This window comes from Zymomonas mobilis subsp. pomaceae ATCC 29192 (genome assembly GCF_000218875.1).
GTDB classification, from domain to species: Bacteria; Pseudomonadota; Alphaproteobacteria; order Sphingomonadales; family Sphingomonadaceae; genus Zymomonas; species Zymomonas pomaceae.
This window is the reverse complement of the sequence record NC_015709.1, coordinates 1,224,783-1,243,640: the sequence shown is the minus strand read 5'-3', so window position 1 is coordinate 1,243,640 and position 18,858 is coordinate 1,224,783. Positions and strand designations below refer to the sequence as shown.

Annotated in this window: 18 protein-coding genes and 1 tRNA gene; 9 read left to right on the top strand and 10 right to left on the bottom strand. The window is 45.4% G+C overall.

Annotation, left to right across the window (positions count from 1 at the left end):
• Nucleotides 1–71: 71 nt before the first annotated feature.
• The 5 genes from ZYMOP_RS05470 to ZYMOP_RS05450 form a co-directional block, all read right to left on the bottom strand.
• Nucleotides 72–1,535, bottom strand: a complete 1,464-nt coding sequence (locus ZYMOP_RS05470) for a helicase HerA domain-containing protein (protein ID WP_013934353.1) — start codon at nucleotides 1,533–1,535, stop codon at nucleotides 72–74.
• A 198-nt stretch (nucleotides 1,536–1,733) separates the two neighbouring features.
• Nucleotides 1,734–2,210 carry a Cys-tRNA(Pro) deacylase gene (gene ybaK / locus ZYMOP_RS05465; protein WP_013934352.1) on the bottom strand — a complete coding sequence of 159 codons (477 nt, stop codon included), beginning with the start codon at nucleotides 2,208–2,210 and terminating at the stop codon, nucleotides 1,734–1,736.
• A gap of 267 nt (nucleotides 2,211–2,477) precedes the next feature.
• Nucleotides 2,478–2,551: transfer RNA gene (locus tag ZYMOP_RS05460), tRNA-Cys, on the bottom strand.
• A 114-nt stretch (nucleotides 2,552–2,665) separates the two neighbouring features.
• A complete protein-coding gene (locus tag ZYMOP_RS05455) occupies nucleotides 2,666–3,496 on the bottom strand; it encodes a fructosamine kinase family protein (protein WP_013934351.1) in 831 nt (276 codons plus the stop codon).
• Nucleotides 3,497–3,576: 80 nt separating this feature from the next.
• Nucleotides 3,577–4,056 carry a low molecular weight protein-tyrosine-phosphatase gene (locus ZYMOP_RS05450; RefSeq protein WP_013934350.1) on the bottom strand — a complete coding sequence of 160 codons (480 nt, stop codon included), beginning with the start codon at nucleotides 4,054–4,056 and terminating at the stop codon, nucleotides 3,577–3,579.
• Between the two features lie 244 nt (nucleotides 4,057–4,300).
• Between ZYMOP_RS05450 and ZYMOP_RS05445 the strand changes: the two genes are divergently transcribed.
• The 4 genes from ZYMOP_RS05445 (at nucleotide 4,301) to ZYMOP_RS05430 (ending at nucleotide 9,344) form a co-directional block, all read left to right on the top strand.
• Nucleotides 4,301–4,984, top strand: a complete 684-nt coding sequence (locus tag ZYMOP_RS05445; RefSeq protein ID WP_013934349.1) for a YggS family pyridoxal phosphate-dependent enzyme — start codon at nucleotides 4,301–4,303, stop codon at nucleotides 4,982–4,984.
• Between the two features lie 33 nt (nucleotides 4,985–5,017).
• Nucleotides 5,018–5,977: an ABC transporter ATP-binding protein gene (locus ZYMOP_RS05440; RefSeq protein WP_013934348.1), complete on the top strand. Its 960-nt coding sequence runs from the start codon at nucleotides 5,018–5,020 to the stop codon at nucleotides 5,975–5,977.
• 69 nt (nucleotides 5,978–6,046) lie between these two features.
• Entirely contained in the window at nucleotides 6,047–7,639 is a 1,593-nt protein-coding gene (gene nadB / locus ZYMOP_RS05435) for an L-aspartate oxidase (RefSeq protein WP_013934347.1), read from the top strand.
• 31 nt (nucleotides 7,640–7,670) lie between these two features.
• Nucleotides 7,671–9,344 (top strand): M28 family metallopeptidase, encoded by a 1,674-nt coding sequence (locus ZYMOP_RS05430; protein WP_013934346.1) that lies wholly within the window; start codon nucleotides 7,671–7,673, stop codon nucleotides 9,342–9,344.
• Nucleotides 9,345–9,372: 28 nt separating this feature from the next.
• Here the strand turns inward: ZYMOP_RS05430 and ZYMOP_RS05425 are convergent, their stop codons facing one another.
• The 3 genes from ZYMOP_RS05425 to pyk all read right to left on the bottom strand — a co-directional run bounded on the left by ZYMOP_RS05425 (nucleotide 9,373) and on the right by pyk (nucleotide 12,932).
• Nucleotides 9,373–10,263, bottom strand: a complete 891-nt coding sequence (locus ZYMOP_RS05425) for a DUF2141 domain-containing protein (RefSeq protein WP_013934345.1) — start codon at nucleotides 10,261–10,263, stop codon at nucleotides 9,373–9,375.
• Between the two features lie 183 nt (nucleotides 10,264–10,446).
• Nucleotides 10,447–11,142 (bottom strand): tRNA (guanine(46)-N(7))-methyltransferase TrmB, encoded by a 696-nt coding sequence (trmB, locus tag ZYMOP_RS05420; RefSeq protein WP_013934344.1) that lies wholly within the window; start codon nucleotides 11,140–11,142, stop codon nucleotides 10,447–10,449.
• A gap of 362 nt (nucleotides 11,143–11,504) precedes the next feature.
• Nucleotides 11,505–12,932 carry a pyruvate kinase gene (pyk, locus tag ZYMOP_RS05415; protein WP_041581741.1) on the bottom strand — a complete coding sequence of 476 codons (1,428 nt, stop codon included), beginning with the start codon at nucleotides 12,930–12,932 and terminating at the stop codon, nucleotides 11,505–11,507.
• Nucleotides 12,933–13,253: 321 nt separating this feature from the next.
• Between pyk and ZYMOP_RS05410 the strand changes: the two genes are divergently transcribed.
• From ZYMOP_RS05410 to ruvA, 4 genes are all read left to right on the top strand, one after another.
• Nucleotides 13,254–13,493: a DUF2312 domain-containing protein gene (locus tag ZYMOP_RS05410; RefSeq protein ID WP_013934342.1), complete on the top strand. Its 240-nt coding sequence runs from the start codon at nucleotides 13,254–13,256 to the stop codon at nucleotides 13,491–13,493.
• A gap of 494 nt (nucleotides 13,494–13,987) precedes the next feature.
• Nucleotides 13,988–14,737 carry a YebC/PmpR family DNA-binding transcriptional regulator gene (locus ZYMOP_RS05405; RefSeq protein WP_013934341.1) on the top strand — a complete coding sequence of 250 codons (750 nt, stop codon included), beginning with the start codon at nucleotides 13,988–13,990 and terminating at the stop codon, nucleotides 14,735–14,737.
• Nucleotides 14,738–14,771: 34 nt separating this feature from the next.
• Entirely contained in the window at nucleotides 14,772–15,275 is a 504-nt protein-coding gene (gene ruvC, locus ZYMOP_RS05400) for a crossover junction endodeoxyribonuclease RuvC (RefSeq protein ID WP_041581739.1), read from the top strand.
• Nucleotides 15,276–15,314: 39 nt separating this feature from the next.
• Entirely contained in the window at nucleotides 15,315–15,950 is a 636-nt protein-coding gene (ruvA, locus tag ZYMOP_RS05395) for a Holliday junction branch migration protein RuvA (RefSeq protein ID WP_013934339.1), read from the top strand.
• Nucleotides 15,951–16,059: 109 nt separating this feature from the next.
• On the opposite strand, the gene ZYMOP_RS05390 is transcribed toward ruvA, so the two are convergent.
• The gene (locus ZYMOP_RS05390) at nucleotides 16,060–16,353 is read right to left on the bottom strand and encodes a hypothetical protein (RefSeq protein WP_252507402.1); all 294 of its coding nucleotides are present in this window, start codon (nucleotides 16,351–16,353) and stop codon (nucleotides 16,060–16,062) included.
• 244 nt (nucleotides 16,354–16,597) lie between these two features.
• Nucleotides 16,598–17,527 carry a 2-hydroxyacid dehydrogenase gene (locus tag ZYMOP_RS05385; RefSeq protein ID WP_013934337.1) on the bottom strand — a complete coding sequence of 310 codons (930 nt, stop codon included), beginning with the start codon at nucleotides 17,525–17,527 and terminating at the stop codon, nucleotides 16,598–16,600.
• Nucleotides 17,528–17,677: 150 nt separating this feature from the next.
• Here ZYMOP_RS05385 and ruvB point away from each other — a divergent pair, with 150 nt between their 5' ends.
• Nucleotides 17,678–18,730, top strand: coding sequence for a Holliday junction branch migration DNA helicase RuvB (gene ruvB, locus ZYMOP_RS05380; RefSeq protein ID WP_013934336.1), 1,053 nt, complete (start codon nucleotides 17,678–17,680; stop codon nucleotides 18,728–18,730).
• Nucleotides 18,731–18,858 lie beyond the last annotated feature (128 nt).

Genomic DNA, 18,858 nt, shown 5'->3' with positions numbered 1-18,858 from the left:
CAGCTCCCTTGTTTCACGTGAAACTATGATGAGGATGGGCTTTATGTTATTGGAAGGGTACTATTTCCTTTTTAAGCAGCTGCTGTTGTCCATCCAAGGGCCGGAATAGTGATGCTGCGCCGCCCGCCGAAATCTGTCCGAATAGTGATGATGCCTTGATTTTCCATATAGCCTAGAAGACGCCTTGCACGGCCTGAAGAGCGGGTACCATAAATACGGGCAATGATGTCATCATCGGGACAGGGCGTATTTTCTTTGGCGCTTTTGGCTAAAAGCAAGAAAACAGCTTGTATATCTTCTTCCAAGGTCTGGGCTACCTTAAAAGCGGGCTGCCATGTTTCATCTTGGAAATCTTTACCCTTGAGGCCTGATCGAGCCATAGCCAGCCGCCGACTGAAAGCGGGTAGATCAAGGGGGGGCGTGGTTAAACCATGCATCCGACAGCCAATCATAAATTCCTGATAAAGAAGATTAGCCTGACGATAGGCATTTTCTTCTTCTGCTATGATGCTGGATAGAAGCGCATCAATCAGGGTTTCTTTTTGGCTGTTATCAACAATAACGTCGTTTTTGGGGGCTTCGGTCGCCTTACGTTCTTCTTCTTTTTGGATAAATTCCATAAGTTGCTCAGAAGAGGGCGGGGCCGGTGGTTCTGGTGAAGCCAAAGGTAAAGCCGGTTCTTTCGGTTCTGAAAAAAGGAGCTCTTCAGCCTTATGACTTTTAGTATCCGGTAAAGGCATCAGCTTAAAGCTACCCGTTCGACTTTTGGTTTCGACATCGCCGATTTGAATGGCGATTGGTCGTCTGGAAAGTGCGGGGCCTAGGGCAAGAAAATGGCCTCTTTCTAAATCGCGGATTGTCTCCGCTTGGCGTCTATCCATGCCTAACAGATCCGCCGCCCGTGCCATGTCAATATCAAGAAAGGTGCGTCCCATCAGGAAATTAGAGGCTTCTGCAGCCACATTTTTAGCAAGCTTGGCTAAACGTTGGGTTGCGATTACGCCTGCAAGGCCGCGTTTCCGGCCGCGACACATCAGATTAGTCATAGCCGCCAAGGATAATCGCCGTGCCTCATCAGAGACTTCGCCCGCCTGTGCCGGTGCAAAAATCTGCGCTTCATCAATGATGACCACAGCGGGATACCAATGATCGCGTGGGGCATCAAATAAGGTAGCGAGAAACCATGCGGCACATTTCATTTGGTTATCGACATCCAGCCCGTCAAGATTGAGCACGACAGAGACGCGATGTTCCCGAATACGCTGCGCCAAAACACGAATTTCCGCTTCGTTATAGGCTGATCCTTCAACCGCTACATGCGGAAAACGATCTGCCAAAGTGACGAAATCGCCTTCTGGGTCAATGATGATTTGTTGTACATAGCGGGCGCTTTTTTCTAACATGCGCCGCAGTAAGTGGGATTTACCAGAACCGGAATTACCCTGAACCAATAACCGTGTTGCCAGTAATTCTTCAAGATCCATAGAGGCTATTTGCCCCTTTGGATCTGTTCCCATATTGATCATCACACTCATTTGTTACCTTTGAGCAAGGCTTGCCTCTTTCTGCAAGAGATAAAATCATCGTTGATTCTGGGTCTAACGCAATCAAACTCGCGTTGTGATTTTTAGGTAGCCAAGATAGGACATTAAAGTTTAGCAAGCGCGTTATCGCTTTGCGTCCTATTTTAGTGAAGAAAAAAGAACGAAATAACAGTTTTAAAAATTCGAGGTTTAGCTGTCACTGATAGCCGCGATTTTACCGTCGACAACCCGCCGTGCCTCTTCTGGGTTAAGGGCTACCAATACCCCGCGTTGACCACCATTGATGAAGATTTTTTCAGCGCTAAAAGCCGCCTCGTCGAAGATCACGGGAACCCGTTTTTTCTGCCCAAAAGGGCTGATACCGCCCACATGATAGCCCGTCATCCGTTCAGCATCTGCTGGTTTAATCATATGGGCTGATTTCCCACCAGCTGCTGCTGCAAGCTTTTTCATCGAGATTTCATGATGCACCTGCACAACAGCACAGACGGGCTTGCCATCCACTTCGGCCATCAAGGTTTTATAGACAATCTCTGGAGGTTGGTTCAGCGCTTCTGCTGCCTGAAGACCGGCGGCCTGCGCCTTTGCATCATATTCATAAGGATGAACCGTAAATTCAATACTGGCTTTTTCCAGAAAAACCGTTCCGCGTGTTTTTTTCGTCATAGCCGAAAAATAACCTGTTCTCGCTTTATCGAAAAGAGGGCGATTAGAAAAAAACGGTTTTTAAAAGGTAAAAGGCTAATATTGCTTAAGACGTATAGATCGAAAAGGGGAGGAATAGGGCTCAATAGGTTATTTTATAGCCGCCCCTCGCTTTAATCTAAGCATCTATTATCGTTACGTTATTATACGATAATAAAGAAAAGGAGTCAGTTTTAATAAAATACCGCTGCTTGATCATTTTTATTAATAGGAAAATAAAAAGGAGAATGGAGGCCCGAGCCGGAATCGAACCGGCGTGCAAGGATTTGCAGTCCTCTGCGTAACCACTCCGCCATCGAGCCATCCACTGCGCCCAATGCGCGGATTTTACGCTTTCGTCAACCTTATCTTTGCATAATTTTGCAAATTTTCTGTTTTTCTCTCTAAAAAAGGCCCATTTATAAAAATTCTAATCTCTAAACGCCTGCTGACTTGAGTAGTTGTGTGACCAAGGGGCGGTAGCCATCCCCAAAGAGACGCAAATGAACAAGCGCAGGCCATAATTTATAGATATTCAGTCGTTCTTCGTATCCAGCCATTAAAGGATGGTAGGTTTCATAAGATTCATAAAAAGAGCCACTGGGACGGTCAAAGAGATTGATCATTGCTATATCGACTTCGGCATCGCCATAGTAACAACAAGGATCGATTAACCCCACTATTCGGCCATCATCCACCAGAATATTCCCGTCCCAAAGATCCCCATGGAGTAAAACAGGTTTCGGTGTCATCGGTAAACGTTGCGGTAAATCTTCGATCAGTTCTTCAAGCCTATCGACTAAATCCGGTGAAATATGGGGTAGATGCGGCCTTAAACGATATTCGCCCCAAAAATCTGGCCAGTTTCGCATCCATCCGTTGAGGATCGTTATATTTCCCAAGCCGTAATTGTGGTTCCAACCGTAAAGCGGCCCATGTACAGTATGGAGGAGCGCCAACACTTTGCCGAGATCGCTCCATGCATGGTGCAAGACATCCCGATTCCGCAACCACTGCATCACAAGAAGTTTATCATCAACGGCTAAAACTTGGGGGGCAGGTGCGCCACTTTTAGCAATGGCTTCTAGCATTTGAGCTTCTCGATCAGGAAAAATACTGTTTTTTGCGACAGCATGACTCCCATCTTCTAGCCATAATTGGGTAACTTGAGATAAGTCACCTCCATGTAACCGTTCTTCCCGCATTAATTGTTGGCCGATCAGGCGGGCGGCATCATTGGAAACAGAGAAAGAAGAACGGTCACTCATCAGATTACCTTAAATAAACGGCTTTTTAGAAAAACTAAGATTAGCCGTTATAGCTATAGGTTCATTTTATAGCTAAAAGTTTAAAGTGTATGCTGGCGTTGTAGATAGGTAAGAAGCGCTTTGGCACCCGTTGAAACATCTTTCCATGTTTTCTCAAAATCTTCGGCGCCCCCATGATAAGGATCAGCGACCGATTTTCCTTCATATCCTGTTACATAATCCATCAACAAAGATAATTTGGCTTTACCATCTTTGGGTTGTAATCGTTTTAGATTGGTTAAATTTTTACTGTCCATCGCGATAATATAATCGAATAGATAAAAATCCTGTCGCGTGACTTGCCGCCCTCTTAATCCGCTGATATCCAGTCCGTGATTAAAGGCTGCTACCTGAGCCCGTTTATCAGGGGGGGAACCGATGTGCCAATCGCCCGTACCCGCAGAATCAAGCGTCACTTTCAGCCCTTCCTTTGTCACCAGATCGCGAAAGACGCCTTCAGCTAAAGGCGAACGACAAATATTGCCGAGGCAGACAAAAAGTAAGGCAGGGGAAGCTTTCATTGGGTTAGAGACTCCTTAAAACACGTCATTTTTTGATCATATCAGTATATAACAAGACATCATCCAGTTATAACTGGACAACGATATTTTGCTTTTTACGCTATACTTTATCGTATTTTTTAATTTTTATCATTAGATAGTCTGATATTGTATTCAATATTCCGTGTTTCCTGTTTTTGGGGCTTTAAATCCGAAAAATCAGGAAAATCTGTTGAAAATCAGAAAAAAATGATAGCGTCTTTTTATGATGACCCATGCACCTTCTCATAATGATACCTTATCGCCGCTTGGCATTGTTCAGGCTAAAATAGCGAAGGCCGCGAAAACGGCTGGTCGCAAGCCTGAAGATATTGAGCTTATTGCTATTTCTAAGCTGCATCCGGCAGAAGCGGCCCTTCCTTTAATCGCTGAAGGGCAGCGCGTTTTTGGTGAAAACCGTGTTCAGGAAGCTTTGGAAAAATGGCCGGCGCTGATTAAAGAAACCCCTGATATTCGATTACATTGTGTTGGGCAGCTGCAATCGAATAAAGCAAAAACAGCGGTTGAATTATTTGATGCCATCCATTCTGTCGATCGTCCGTCTTTGATTGAAGCCTTGGCGCGTGCCATGGATACATTAGATAAACGGCCAGAATGTTTTATTCAGGTGAATATCGGCGAAGAAGAGCAAAAAGGCGGTTGTGATATTGCTGATACCAAAGCGATATTAAAGCAATGTCGTGATGCAGGTATTCCCATTATTGGTTTAATGTCTGTGCCCCCATTAGAAGTAGAACCCGCGCCTTATTTCGCCCTTACTGTCAAAATGGCGCATGATCTTGGTTTGCCCGCGGTTTCTATCGGCATGTCTGCCGATTATGAATTGGCTATCACCCTTGGGGCGACCCATATTCGGGTTGGGACTGCTTTATTTGGACATCGGGCTTAAGGAAATTCTACCTATGCCTGAAAGGGTCCATCCATGAGTGAAGCGGCTATTCATATTGAAGGTCTGTCTAAAGTTTATCAAGGCGGGAAGCAGGCGCTTACTAATCTGAATTTAAAAATTCCGCGAGGTTCTATCTGTGGCTTACTTGGCCCTAATGGGGCAGGAAAGTCCACGACTATTAATATCTTGGCCGGACTCGTCCGTAAAACAGCGGGTCGCGTCTCTATCTGGGGTTTTGATATTGATGAAGATCCTTTAAACGCCCGTTCAGCTATAGGTATTGTTCCTCAGGAAATTTTTTTCGATCCTTTCTTTACGCCTTTTGAGACTTTGGAAGTCTATGCAGGCCTGTTCGGTATTCCAAAGAAAAAGCGCCGGACGATGGAATTGCTAGAGGCGATGCATCTTGAAGATAAAGCTTTTGCTCATGCCCGTTCTTTATCGGGTGGGATGAAACGGCGGTTATTGGTAGCTAAGGCTATGGTCGCTTCTCCTCCGGTACTGGTTCTGGATGAGCCAACGGCAGGCGTTGATATAGAATTGCGGCAACAGCTTTGGTCTTACGTTAAAAAATTGAATGATCAAGGCGTTACCATTGTCCTTACGACGCATTATCTGGAAGAAGCGGAACAATTATGTGATCGAATTGCTATTATTAATCATGGCCATCTGATCACTAATCAGCCGACCTCTCATTTATTGAATATGGTGGGTGATAAGAGCATGGATGTCATTCTTAGTAATAAGATCACAACCTTGCCATCCATTTTAGCTGTATGGATGTCACAGCATAATAATCATGCCTCTGCTGAAATTATTGCGCCGTCGCGTTTGCATATTCGCTATGATAAGGCAAAGATAAATGCCGGTGAAATATTAGCTGTGATCGAACAGGCTGATCTCGCTATTGTTGATGTTTCAACCCATGAAGCTAATCTGGAAGATATATTTTTAACATTAACGCGAGATATACCGGAAGCACAGCTAACATAATGACCATTTTCGCCGAAAAGATAGGCGGTTTATGGTGCTGGAAATCAGAAATGGAGGTCGTTTGACCTTATGAGTGACAAGATTTTTGATGTCGTTATCATTGGATCGGGGGCAGCCGGTTTAACCGCTGCTTTACATCTGGCTGATCGTTTTGATGTTGCGGTTTTGGCAAAGGGATCCATTTCCGATGGCTCAACTGCTAAAGCGCAGGGTGGTATTGCCGCTGTTCTGGATGCTGGAGATAATTTCGAGAACCATATTAAAGATACTTTTACGGCAGGGGCGGGGTTAAACCGCCGTTCAACCGTTGAATATGTGGTAGAACATGCCCCAAAAGCGATTGAAAATCTTGCTGCAATCGGTGTTCCTTTTAACCATGGTAATGAATTTGGTGAACGATGGCATTTAACGCGTGAGGGTGGACACAGCCATCGTCGTATTGTGCATGTCGATGATGCAACGGGCTTAGCGGTTCAAAAAGCGTTAGAAAAAGCAGCCCATGCCCATCCCCGCATTCGTTTAATTCCTGATATGGCCGCAATTGATCTGATTTCAGGTCGGCATTGTAAAGATCCATCGGACAGCCGTGCGGTTCATGGTGTTTATGCCTATAATTCTTGGAATGGCAAGGTTCAGCGCTTTTTAGGACGGGCTACCATTCTTGCAACGGGAGGCGCGGGGCAGGTTTACCAGCATTCGACCGCGCCCAAGGGGGCAACCGGTGATGGTATCGCTATGGCTTGGCGGGCCGGTGCACGGGTTTCTAACCTCGAATTTAATCAATTCCATCCGACCGCCCTTTATAGTCTTGAAGGTACCTATTTTTTAATTACAGAAGCGATGCGCGGTGAGGGGGGACAGCTTAAAATCCCAACGGATGGTCACCGTTTCATGCCGGATTTTGATCCGCGAAATGAATTGGCACCCCGTGATATTGTCGCCCGGGCTATTGATCATGAGATTAAAAGATTGGGGCTTGACTATGTCCATCTTGATATAAGTCATCGTCCTGCTGAATTCATTGAACAGCATTTCCCCACTATTCGTGCGCATTTGTTAGAACAAGGTATTGATATTACCAAACAACCGATTCCGGTTGTACCGGCAATGCATTATACCTGTGGTGGGGTTTTGACTGATTTGAACGGTCGGGCCGATTTACCTGGCCTTTACGCTATCGGTGAAGTTGCCCAATCCGGTTTGCATGGGGCTAATCGTCTTGCCAGTAATTCTTTACTGGAATGTCTGGTTTTTGGTGAAGCCGCCGCCAAGCACATTACAGAAAATTGGGATGATTTGGCAGAACCGCCCGCTGTTCGTCCTTGGGATGATAGCAGGGTTACTAATTCGGATGAAGAGATTGTTGTTCAGCATAATTGGCATGAAATCCGACGGGCAATGTGGGATTATGTTGGTATCGTCCGTTCAACAAAGCGTTTAACGCGCGCTCATCATCGCCTTGATAATCTGGCACATGAAATTGCTGAATATTATGGCAATTTCCACGTTTCGCCTGAATTGATCGAATTGCGGAATTTAATTGATGTGGCAAGCCTGATAGTGCGTTGTGCCATGAGCCGTAAAGAAAGCCGCGGTTTGCATTATATGCTCGATTATCCAGATACCTTGCCCGTGGCAGTTGATACAGTTTTAACACCTTAAATTTTATTGAGGGTTTAACGGGGGGAAGATTATGAAAACAGGGCAGTTTTCTTTAAAACTGACGATGGCGGCTGTATTTTGGGGAAGCCTTTTATTGCCTCCCCATGCCGCAATCGCTTCGTCTGTGACGGGGCCAGTTAGCGCGCAAAAACTTTCTGATTTTGTCAGAGCTCTTTCTGTGGATGATTTGGAAGGACGGGCCCCGGGAACAGCTGGCGAGACTAAAACGATTGCATGGCTTATTCGTCAGTATAAGGCTTTAGATCTTGAACCTGCGGGTGAAAATGGGGGATGGACGCAAGCGGTTCCTTTGATTCATACGAAGATGGGGCCGGCTCGGCAGTTACAGATTAAAACGGCTTATAGCGCTTTCGGTCTACAGCAAAATAAAGACATCTATCTTACCAGTCTCCGTCCTGTTGATACAATTACACTTATGAATGCGCCTATGGCTTTTGTCGGCTATGGAGTCTCTGCGCCGGAACGGGGCTGGGATGACTTTAAAGGTTTTGATCTTAAAGGTAAAATTGCAGTTTTCTTAGTTAATGATCCTGATTTTGCCGCGGCTTCTGATGAAGCGGTTTCTGGTAAATTCGGTGGACGCGCTATGACCTATTATGGCCGTTGGACCTATAAATATGAAGAAGCCGCGAGAAGGGGCGCGGTCGCGGCTTTAATTATACATGATACTATGGCAGCAGGGTATGGATGGAATACTGTCACGGCACCGGCCGGTGAGGGCTATGATATTGTTCGGAGCAGTGGAGATCAGCCGGTTGCCTTACAAGGATGGTTATCCGCTGATGCCGCTCGAAATCTTTTTGCACAGGCGGGGCTTGATCTCGACGATTTGAAAAAACAGGCGCGTCGTAGTGATTTTAAGCCTGTTTTATTACCCGATACTTTTTTGTCTGCTGATTTGCCGCTTCGTTATCAAAAGATCACTAGCTATAATGTTTTAGGACGCATCAAGGGTAAAAAACGCCCTGATGAAACTATTATGTTTGGAGCGCATTGGGATGCCTATGGTATCGGTGCAGCGGATAAAGAAGGGCGCACTATCCGTTCGGGTGCTATTGATGATGGGATCGGGATTGCTGGTGTTTTAGAGCTGGCCCACGCTTTTAAACGAGGCCCTGTACCGGATCGTTCTTTGGTTTTTGCTTCATGGACAGCTGAAGAGCGCGGATTACTGGGCTCCTCTTATTATGCTGAACATCCTTTATATCCGTTGGATAAAACGGTTGCCAATTTTACAATTGATGTGTTGCAGACAGCGGGGCGTGCCAAAGATGTTTTATTAATAGGGGCAGGCCAGAATGATCTTGAAACGGCTTTAGTCAAAGCGGCTCGTGACCAGGATCGCGTTGTAACGCCGGAATTATTGCCGGAACGGGGTCTGTTTTTTCGAGCTGATCATTTACCTTTTGCCCGAAGAGGGGTGCCGGTTTTACTTATGATGGGCATGGCAGGTGCCTATGATCTGCGAAGTGGCGGTAGGCCAGCAGGCGAAAAATGGTTATCTGATTACATGAAATGTTATCATCAAACCTGTGATGTTTGGAGTCCATTGCTCAATTTTGAAGGGGCGGCTGAAGATACTGACCTGCTTTATAAGCTGGGCTATGATCTCGCCTTTTCCAATAATTGGCCAGAATGGCAACCTACCTCTGAATTTAAGGCCAAACGATCTGTTCAGAAGTAGGGCCTAGAAAAATGATCTAAGAAATGTCCTATCCTTCTGGTTGGGACATTTTTTTATAGGATACATTTTTAGGATCTTTATCAGGGGGTGTTTTATAATCAACAGACGCTTTATAGTCGATAGTATCTTTCTTACGAAGCGGGGCAAAAGATAATAACCCCCGACGATAACTAAAGCGTACTGGAATGATAGTCACACCCGGCCCAACATTTACAAGCGATTCATTCAGCCGAGGTTCGTGTAAAAGATGAGGTGGATTCGTTGGTACCCCGACGCCGTCTTCAGAGACTGTAACGCGATGATTGGCATCGCGATCATGCGTCAGACTTATGGCATAAGTTCCTGCTTTGGGAACGCGCACACAAATTTTGACCAGACCTTCTTGTGGAATAATTTTTTCTTGCCGTCTAAAGATTTTATGCGCTGCGGCTAAATCCTCTTCGTCGGCCATAAAATCATCTTCCGTAGGGGGATAAAGGTCAATTCTAAGTAAGCCTTTCCGGTCTTTCAGCCCGACCGCTTGAACTACCAAAGCCGGACCTTTCTCGTTAAGGCGACACATTACCGCTTCGCGTGAAGGGGCATTAGCGATAATGCCCCGAGAATCAGCCATAAAAGACTGAAATCCCTTGCTGGAATCCACTTGAACTAAATGTTCGTCCCCTTGCCCTTGAGGCTGACTTGAAGGCTGTATCGGGGCAGTCGTCGTCGCTGTCGTTGTCGGCACCTTGAACAAAGAACTGTCCGGTTCAGAGGAATCTAATATAGGGGCCGGTCGCGTGTTGGATTGACTAGATTGCATGACGGAGAGAGGCGCAGCATTTTTTCCAGAAACAGAACTTTCGATTTTGTCTGAAACTGTGCTGAGCTTACCGTCCTGAACAGGCTGGGCAAGCAGCAAGGTCAAGAATTCCAACACGTCTTTTTCCTCTCTTAGTACTTCGATAGAAGCAATATTTTTGTATTATGTTTTAGTGACAAGCATATTTATGCCTGCAAAACAAGAAAACATAGATAGTATTTTGGCGCTATATTCTTTGAAATTTTCCAGAAAATACTATTTCTATTTTGAATAACAAAAATAAGCTATCTTCACTTTACTTTATCGGCGGCGATAGCGGAAATACCAGACTTCATGTCCATTTTGGCGGGCTTTCTTTTCATAACGTGTCTGAGGCCAATCTTCAGGTCGCTTGAGAAAGTCTTGAGGTGTCGTTGCCAACCATTCAAAATCCGGACGCTGTCCCATAATCATCATAGCCCAACGGCAATAAATTGGGTGATCGGTTCCGAAGCGAAACTCGCCCCCTTTTTTCATTTTTTGAGCAATTAAACCAATTGGGCCATGATTCATAAATCGACGTTTAGCGTGACGGGCTTTTGGCCATGGATCTGGATGTAATAAATAAGCCCGATCCAGACAGTTATCTGGCAAGCGTTCGAGAACATCTAAGGCATCTCCACGATGGAGCCGAATATTTTTTAGGTGATCATTTTCGATAGTTGTAAGGAGCCCGACGACTCCATCTAAAAAAGGTTCACAGCCAATAAAACCATGATGAGGACGCATGCGCGCCTGCCCCGCAAGATGTTCTCCCTTTCCAAAACCAATTTCAAATTCTAAAGGGCGATCATCTCCGAATAAGTCAGTGGCCAAAACAGGGCCTGTAGAAGCGACTTCAAGAGTCGGAAGCGTATTCTCTACAAGTTCGGCTTGTTTAGTACGAAGCGTATGGCCTTGCTGTCTTCCATAAAGGCGGCGGATCGTCAGCGGATCATGAATAAGGCGTTCAGTCATAATTTTGCCGTATCGGATTTTTTAGGAAGAGGGAATTCTTAAGGGCAGAAAAAATGTTGCACTTTAATAATTATTTCAGTTTCGTGCTGTCTGCTTTTCTACTTTTCCACAGAAATTTTTTCTGCGCGTATCAATAAGGCTGGCCAGCCTAGTTAGCCCAATTTTAGGAAGGTAAATATTACTTTATAAATAGGGAGTAAAGTAACCTTCAAGCCAAGATATTTGCATAGGCTGTAGAGGCTGTAGAGGCTGTAAAAGGTCTTTTCTCGACAAGATTTTGAACGGTCTGAAAATTATAGAAAAAAAGCCGGAGTAAATACCCCGGCTTTTTTCTTCGCTGTTATGCGATGAAGGCTTAAAAATTAAGCTTCGATAACATCGACAATGTTGGTGGTGCCAGCTTTACCGAAAGGTTCGCCTGCAACAACAACCAGCTTGTCGCCAGCTTTTGCAAAACCGTATTTTTTAGCGGTTTCAGCAGCCAGCTTCTTAGCTTCTTCCAAGGATTTAACCGTTGGAACTTCGATCGGCTGAGCGCCCCAGACCAGACCCAAACGACGGGCAACCGTAGCATTGGGGGTCAGGGATAAAATCGGCACAACCGGACGAGCACGGGAAACGCGCTGTGCAGTGTTACCGGTTTCCGTGAAGACAACGATAGCCTTTGCGCCAACCGTTTCAGCCGTCTTGCTGGCGTTTTCAGCCAAAGCATCAACCGTGGTGGCTTCTGCTGGGGTCGGGGTGAAGCGAACGCGTTCAATGTAACCCGGTGCATTTTCAACATAAGAAGAAATGCGATGCATCATGTTAACAGCTTCATGCGGCCAGTCACCAGCAGCAGATTCTGCAGAAAGCATGATACCATCAGCACCTTCGTAAACGGCGTTAGCAACGTCGCTGACTTCGGCGCGGGTTGGGGCTGGTGCTTTGATCATGGATTCAAGCATAGCCGTTGCAACAACAACCGGCTTACCCAGCTGGCGGGAGCGTTCGACGATGCGTTTTTGCGTCGGCGGAACGGATTCCGGCAAACATTCAACACCAAGGTCACCACGAGCAACCATGACAGCATCGGTTTCAGCAAGGATAGCTTCGAGATTATCGATAGCAGCCGGCTTTTCCAACTTTACGAGAAGCGGTGCGCGACCCTTGATGAGCTCTTTAGCTTCGATAACGTCTTCTGCACGCTGAACAAAGCTAAGCGCGATCCAGTCGGCCTTTTCCTGAAGCGCAAAGTCAAGATCTTTACGATCTTTTGGCGTAAGCGCTGCAAGCGGAATCACAACGTCAGGAACGTTGAAACCCTTATGGTCGGAAAGCGGACCCGGAACTTCGACGCGGGTAACGATTTTGGTTGGGGAAGATTCGATGCAACGAACAACGATCTTACCATCATCGAGAAGAAGACGATGCCCCTTGCCAAGTGCTTTGAAGATTTCAGGATGCGGCAGGTTAACGCGGGTGTCATCACCAAGCGTCGTGTCCTGATCGAAGGTAAAGGTTTGACCTTCTTTCAGCATGACCTTGCCGCCCTTGAAATCGCCAACGCGAAGCTTCGGGCCTTGCAGATCGAAAAGAATCGTGGTCGGGCGGTTGAATTCTTTTTCAAGCGCACGAATGTTGTCAACGATCACTTTCTTTTCTTCATGAGCACCATGGCTCATGTTGATACGGAATACGTCCGCACCAGCCAAGAAACGGTCACGAATCTGTTCTGCGGTGGAGCTGGCCGGGCCCAGCGTGGAAACAACACGTACCTTACGGCCGCGTGGGAAAAGTCCTTCAGTCAAGCTTCTATTCCTTCCGCTTTGCTGATTTAATATCACAGGTAATCCCATTGCGCTTCTATCATCAGATGATCAAGCACAAGTTCGTGCGGCAATCTGTTACAAATAAAAGGAAAATGGAAGCGTTTCGTGCAAAAAAGATCATATTTTTCTGTATTTTCAGGGAGAAAAACGCCATCCTTCCTGTCTCTTGCCCTAAGAATATCGCATAGTGAGTTTTTTCATCCAGCCTTGATAGGTTAAACTGTATGCTGTCTGCTTTTCTTTTGGAAAGCGGATGAAAATTATATATTCAGTCATTTTTTATTGAGGAATTTGTTTTTTATGTCGGAACATATCGCAGCCGATCAGCTTCGTCTGTTTATTGAACGGATTGAACGACTCGAAGAAGAAAAAAAAGGCATGGCGGATGATATTCGTGATGTCTATCTGGAAGCTAAGTCCCAAGGGTTTGATGCAAAAACAATGCGTTCTGTTATCCGTTTACGGAAAATGGAAAAAGATGCCCGTGATGAAATGGATGCTTTATTGGAAACCTATCGTAATGCATTAGGTTTGAACTAGTTATTCCAAGGGCAGATTAGGGCCGTTATTATTTTAAAGCCAAAACGGCCGGATTGTCCTGAAGTGGAATTTAACCTATAGACTGGGACTTTATCCGATTGTTGCGATCTTGGAAAAAGGATGAAGCGTTTAAAATAATTTAAAGTCTATTCGTTTCATTGCTTTTCGAAAAAATCTGACAATCGAGTCTTTGATTATAAATCGATATCTTAATTTTAAGAATCGGTGACGGGTTAATTCAGGTTTTTGCAGTATCGGGTATGGTATTCTTTTTATAAAGTCTGAATTAATCGGCTTTAATAAGAATTGTTCCTAGCCTGAATTGGCAAAAATCAATCCGGCTATAAACTTTACCGAAAGTTATGCTTGGGGATTTTAAAATCTTTAAGCATAGCAATTAGCTAATTCCTTAGGATAAGGCTGATTTTAAAATCGGTTATTTCGATTTCCCGTATTACGGGAATATTTTATTATGCGTATAGACAGACGGAACCATGGCAGGCCATTCAAAATTTAAAAATATCATGTATCGCAAAGGGGCACAGGATAAGAAGCGTTCAGCCCTTTTTTCAAAATTATCCCGTGAAGTCACGGTTGCAGCGAAATCGGGCTTACCGGATCCCAATGCGAATCCCCGATTAAGAGCGGCTGTCTCTGCTGCGCGTTCTGGCGGTATGCCGAAAGATAATATTGAGCGCGCCATTGCCAAAGCTATCGGTGGTGATAGCGAGAATTATGAAGAATTGCGCTATGAAGGCTTTGGGCCTGCTGGCGTTTCTTTGATTATTGAAACCTTGACCGATAATCGTAACCGTACGGCTACCAATGTTAGAACGGCGCTTTCTAAAAATGGCGGCAATTTAGGCACCAGCGGTTCTGTTACCCATGGTTTTGATCGTATGGGGTTAATCACCTATAAAGCCGAAGCGGGTGATCCAGAAAAGATTTTTGAAGCCGCTTTGGAGGCTGGCGCCGAAGATGTTTCTTCTTCGGATGAAGAACATGAAATCTGGACTGCACAGGCTGATCTCCATGAAGTGGCTGGCAAACTTGAAGCGATTTTAGGCGAAGCTGAAGGGGTTAAATTGGCATGGCGGCCTCAGACTTTGATCGAAGTCGATGAAACCCAAGCGGCTACCCTGTTCAAGCTGATTGAATGGTTGGAAGATGATGATGATGTCCAGACGGTCTGGGCCAATTATGATGTTGCTGATGAAGTGATGGAACGGTTGGGGCAGGAATAATTTTGTTCCAAGGGAAGGAACCTTCTCGGTGACAATGATTCTGCTTGGCCTTGATCCCGGACTGGGTACGACCGGCTGGGGCGCTATAACGGTTAATGGTAATCGTTTAAGCCATGTTGCTAATGGGCAAATTCGCACCGATCCTTCCATGGCGTTAGCACGGCGGCTGGCCTTATTACATGATGCGCTAGCCGCTGTGATTGCGACACATCAACCTCAAACGGCCGCCGTTGAAGAAGTATTAGGTAATAGTAATGCCCAATCCACTTTAAAGTTAGGGCAGGCGCGGGGTATCGCGCTTTTTAGTCTTGCCGAAGCAGGATTGGTCGTGGGTGAATATCACCCTAATGTCGTGAAAAAGGCGGTTGTCGGCACAGGAAGTGCCGATAAAAAACAGGTTCAGGCTATGGTTTCCCGTTTATTGCCGGGTGTAAAATTGGCGGGACCCGATGCCGCCGATGCATTGGCCGTCGCGATTACCCATGCCCATCATCGGGCAACGGCACAAGGCTATGCCCGCCGTATTCCGAATACTTGATTGGATGGCAGGCTGATTTTTGGGTAGGAAATTAATAAGATGATTGCACGGTTAGTCGGGTTTTTGGCCGAAGCAAATGCCGATTCCGCTATTATTGACGTAAATGGCGTGGGCTATCTGGTACAATTATCTGGGCGGAGTTTGGAGTATTTTGCGACCATCGAGGGTGAAGTAACGGTTCATATCGAAACACAGGTTCGAGAAGAGGCCATTACGCTTTATGGTTTTTCCTCTTTAGTTGAGCGAGATTGGTTTCGTCTTTTAACTTCAGTGCAAGGCGTCGGAGGCAGAGGTGCTTTAGCTATCCTAACTGTTTTGACACCCGAGGCTATCGCGGTAGCAATTTCTAGCGGCGATAAAGCGATGGTAACCCGCGCTAATGGTATTGGTCCTAAAATTGCCCAGCGGATCGTCAACGAGTTAAAGGATAAAGCTGCCGCTTCTGGCCTGTTATCTTCTCTTAAAAAAGAAAAGCTTTCGGTTAAGGATATAGGCGGCAAGCCATCCTCATCGAACCATGATTTCGCAGCCGATGCCGTTTCTGCGCTTTTGAATTTAGGTTTCCGTCCTTCAGAAGCGCAAAATGCGGTTAATACAGCGATAGAAGAGTTAGGTGAAACCGCAACACTGGATGCACTTGTCCGCCTTGCTTTGCGATTATCTTCTAAACATTAGAAGGGGTTCTTCGGGAATCCGCTGTCAATTCATCATAGATTTTTTAAAAAATGCTATTTCGGCAGTATTTCCCAAGGGTATTTTTTTCATAAACGCAAATTATCTGTTTCTATTGAGGTTGAGGCACTTCCCAATTGTTGAAAGCTTTATGGCGTTTTCCCTCAGGAATACTATCGAGAAGCACCTTGATAACACGATTATAGCGATCATCTTTTTGTGCCGCTTTGATAAGCAAATCACCCAGAATTTTTTGCCGTGTTTCGGCGAGTTTTTTTCTTTCCGCGGTTTGTTTGGCAACCAAGCTTTTATAACGTGCCTTGGCTTGTTCCACTTGCCGTTGCGCTTTTAAAAGTTCAGAAGTTAATTCATCTTCTGTATCCACATCGGCTGTTTTTATATCCATAGAATTTACTCTTCTTTGTAGCTTTCGTCTCTTCACAATATAGTGCATCTTTCGCTCCCGAAACGAGATTAGCTTAATTTGGGCATTCTCTATTCGAAATAAGATCAGGATAAAAGATACGCAAATTGGATATATTCGTAATTTATAAATTTATTCCGATGAATTACACTACAAAATTTATGTTATAATAACAGATCGGCAGGATAATTACCGATCTGTTATTATACGTTCTTATAGGCATTAATTAGATAACTGGTGTGATGAGTGGTTTTTTAGCAAAAAAAGCCTGAAGATTTTCAATAACCAAATTGGCCATTGCTGTGCGGGTCTCGACCGTGGCACTACCAAGATGCGGTTGTAATACAACTTTGGAGGATTGAATAAGCGCTTTTGGGACATTAGGCTCATGAGCAAATACGTCCAAGGCAGCTCCGGCAATAATATTTTTGTCCAAGGCTTCGATCAAGGCAGGCTCATCAACGATGAGACCCCGTGCAATATTGATCAACACCCCTTGGCTACCTAAGGCCTCGAAAACAGCTTTATTCACTAACCCTTTGGTCTCATTGGTACCCGGTGCGGCAAGGATGAGGACATCAACGGCTTTAGCTAGATCGGTGACATTGTCATAATACGTCCACGGGACGTCTTTTTTATGACGGGTGCAATAGCTGATGCTTTTTGACATCGGCGCTAATCTATCTGCAATAGCATGGCCGATACGACCCAAGCCAAAGATACCAACATTTAAATTGCTGGCGCTATGGCTAAGTGGAATTTCTTCTTTGTTAAGCCAGCCCCCTTCACGCAGCAGTCGATCATTCGGAATCAGATTTCTTTTTAAGCTGATAAACAGGCCTAGTGCCATATCAGCAACATCTTCGGTCAAAACACCGGGGGTATTAGAAACCCGGATACCTCTTTTTTTAGCCGCTTGGAGGTCGATGCCATCAAAGCCCACCGCATATTGTGCTATAATTTCCAGATTAGGAAAGGTGTCCATTAAAGCGACATCGACTTTGGCCTGACCATCCCCGATTAACGCCTTCACTTTACCCGCTATCTCTGGGGTAATTTTCGTCTTGAATTCATAGACCGTGAACAGCGTATCCAGCTTTTCCCGTTCTCCATAAAAAAGAGGGGTCAATAAAAGAACCCCAGGTTTATCAGTCATTGCTTAATCTCCTGATCGGATTATGAAGAATAACAGTCTTGTAACAGGCTGCAACGAATAGCCTTACTGTAAGGTTTCATTATCGAAGCGCCTATGGCCTATTTCTGAAAAAGCTTTATTTTCAGCCCTTATCATGGTCTCTTTAATTTTATGACGCGGAATAATTTATTAAACCCTGAATCGGAAGGGAGCGATACCGATCAGGCTTTACGCCCCCGCTCTCTTGACGAGTTTATCGGACAGCAGGCTGCCCGTGAAAATATGCGTATTTTTATCGAGGCGGCCAAAAGGCGGCAAGAAGCCTTGGATCATGTGCTATTTTTTGGTCCACCCGGATTAGGCAAAACCACGCTTGCCCAGATTGTTGCGCGTGAAATGGGCGTCGGATTTCGAGCCACTTCCGGCCCTGTCATTGTAAAGTCAGGCGACCTTGCCGCTTTATTGACTAATCTGGAAGATGGTGATGTTTTGTTTATTGACGAAATTCATCGTCTTCAACCGGCGGTTGAAGAAGTCCTTTATCCGGCAATGGAAGATCGGGCATTAGATTTGATGATCGGCGAGGGGCCTTCCGCCCGTTCCGTTAGAATCGATTTACCTCGTTTTACTCTAGTAGGGGCAACTACCCGACAAGGTTTGCTGAGCACGCCTTTAAGGGATCGGTTTGGTATTCCTATCCGACTTCAATTTTATACTATTGAGGAATTACGACAGGTTATCACCCGCGCAGCACGATTACTGGATATGGCTATTTCGCCTGATGGCGCTGAAGAAATTGCGCGGCGGGCACGGGGCACCCCTCGTATTGCAGGGCGCTTACTACGTCGTGTGCGCGATTTTGCGGATGTGGCGGCGGCGAAAGTCGTTGATCATTTTATTGCCGATGAAGCCCTTAATCGTTTGGAAGTTGACAAATTAGGGCTTGATCTGATGGATCGCCGCTATCTGATGATGATTGCTGACATCTATAAAGGTGGCCCTGTCGGAGTCGATACATTGGCGGCAGGTCTGTCCGAGCCTCGCGATACCGTTGAAGAGGTTATCGAACCTTATTTAATTCAATTGGGTTTAGTGGCGCGTACGGCGCGCGGAAGGCAGCTTAACAGTTTAGCTTGGCAGCATCTTGGCTTGCCCGAACCGATGAAAGAGGCTTCCTCTTCAGATAAAGCCGATAATCAGCCGGGTTTATTCAAGGCACCTTAACCTTTGAGATATTCCAAGCGAATTTTATTTAGCTTTAAAATTTTAAATAAAAAATTTGTAAAGTTATAATGAGATCGATTTTAGGTGTTTATTTGTAAAATAATTATCAGGTGATTTTGATAATGTAC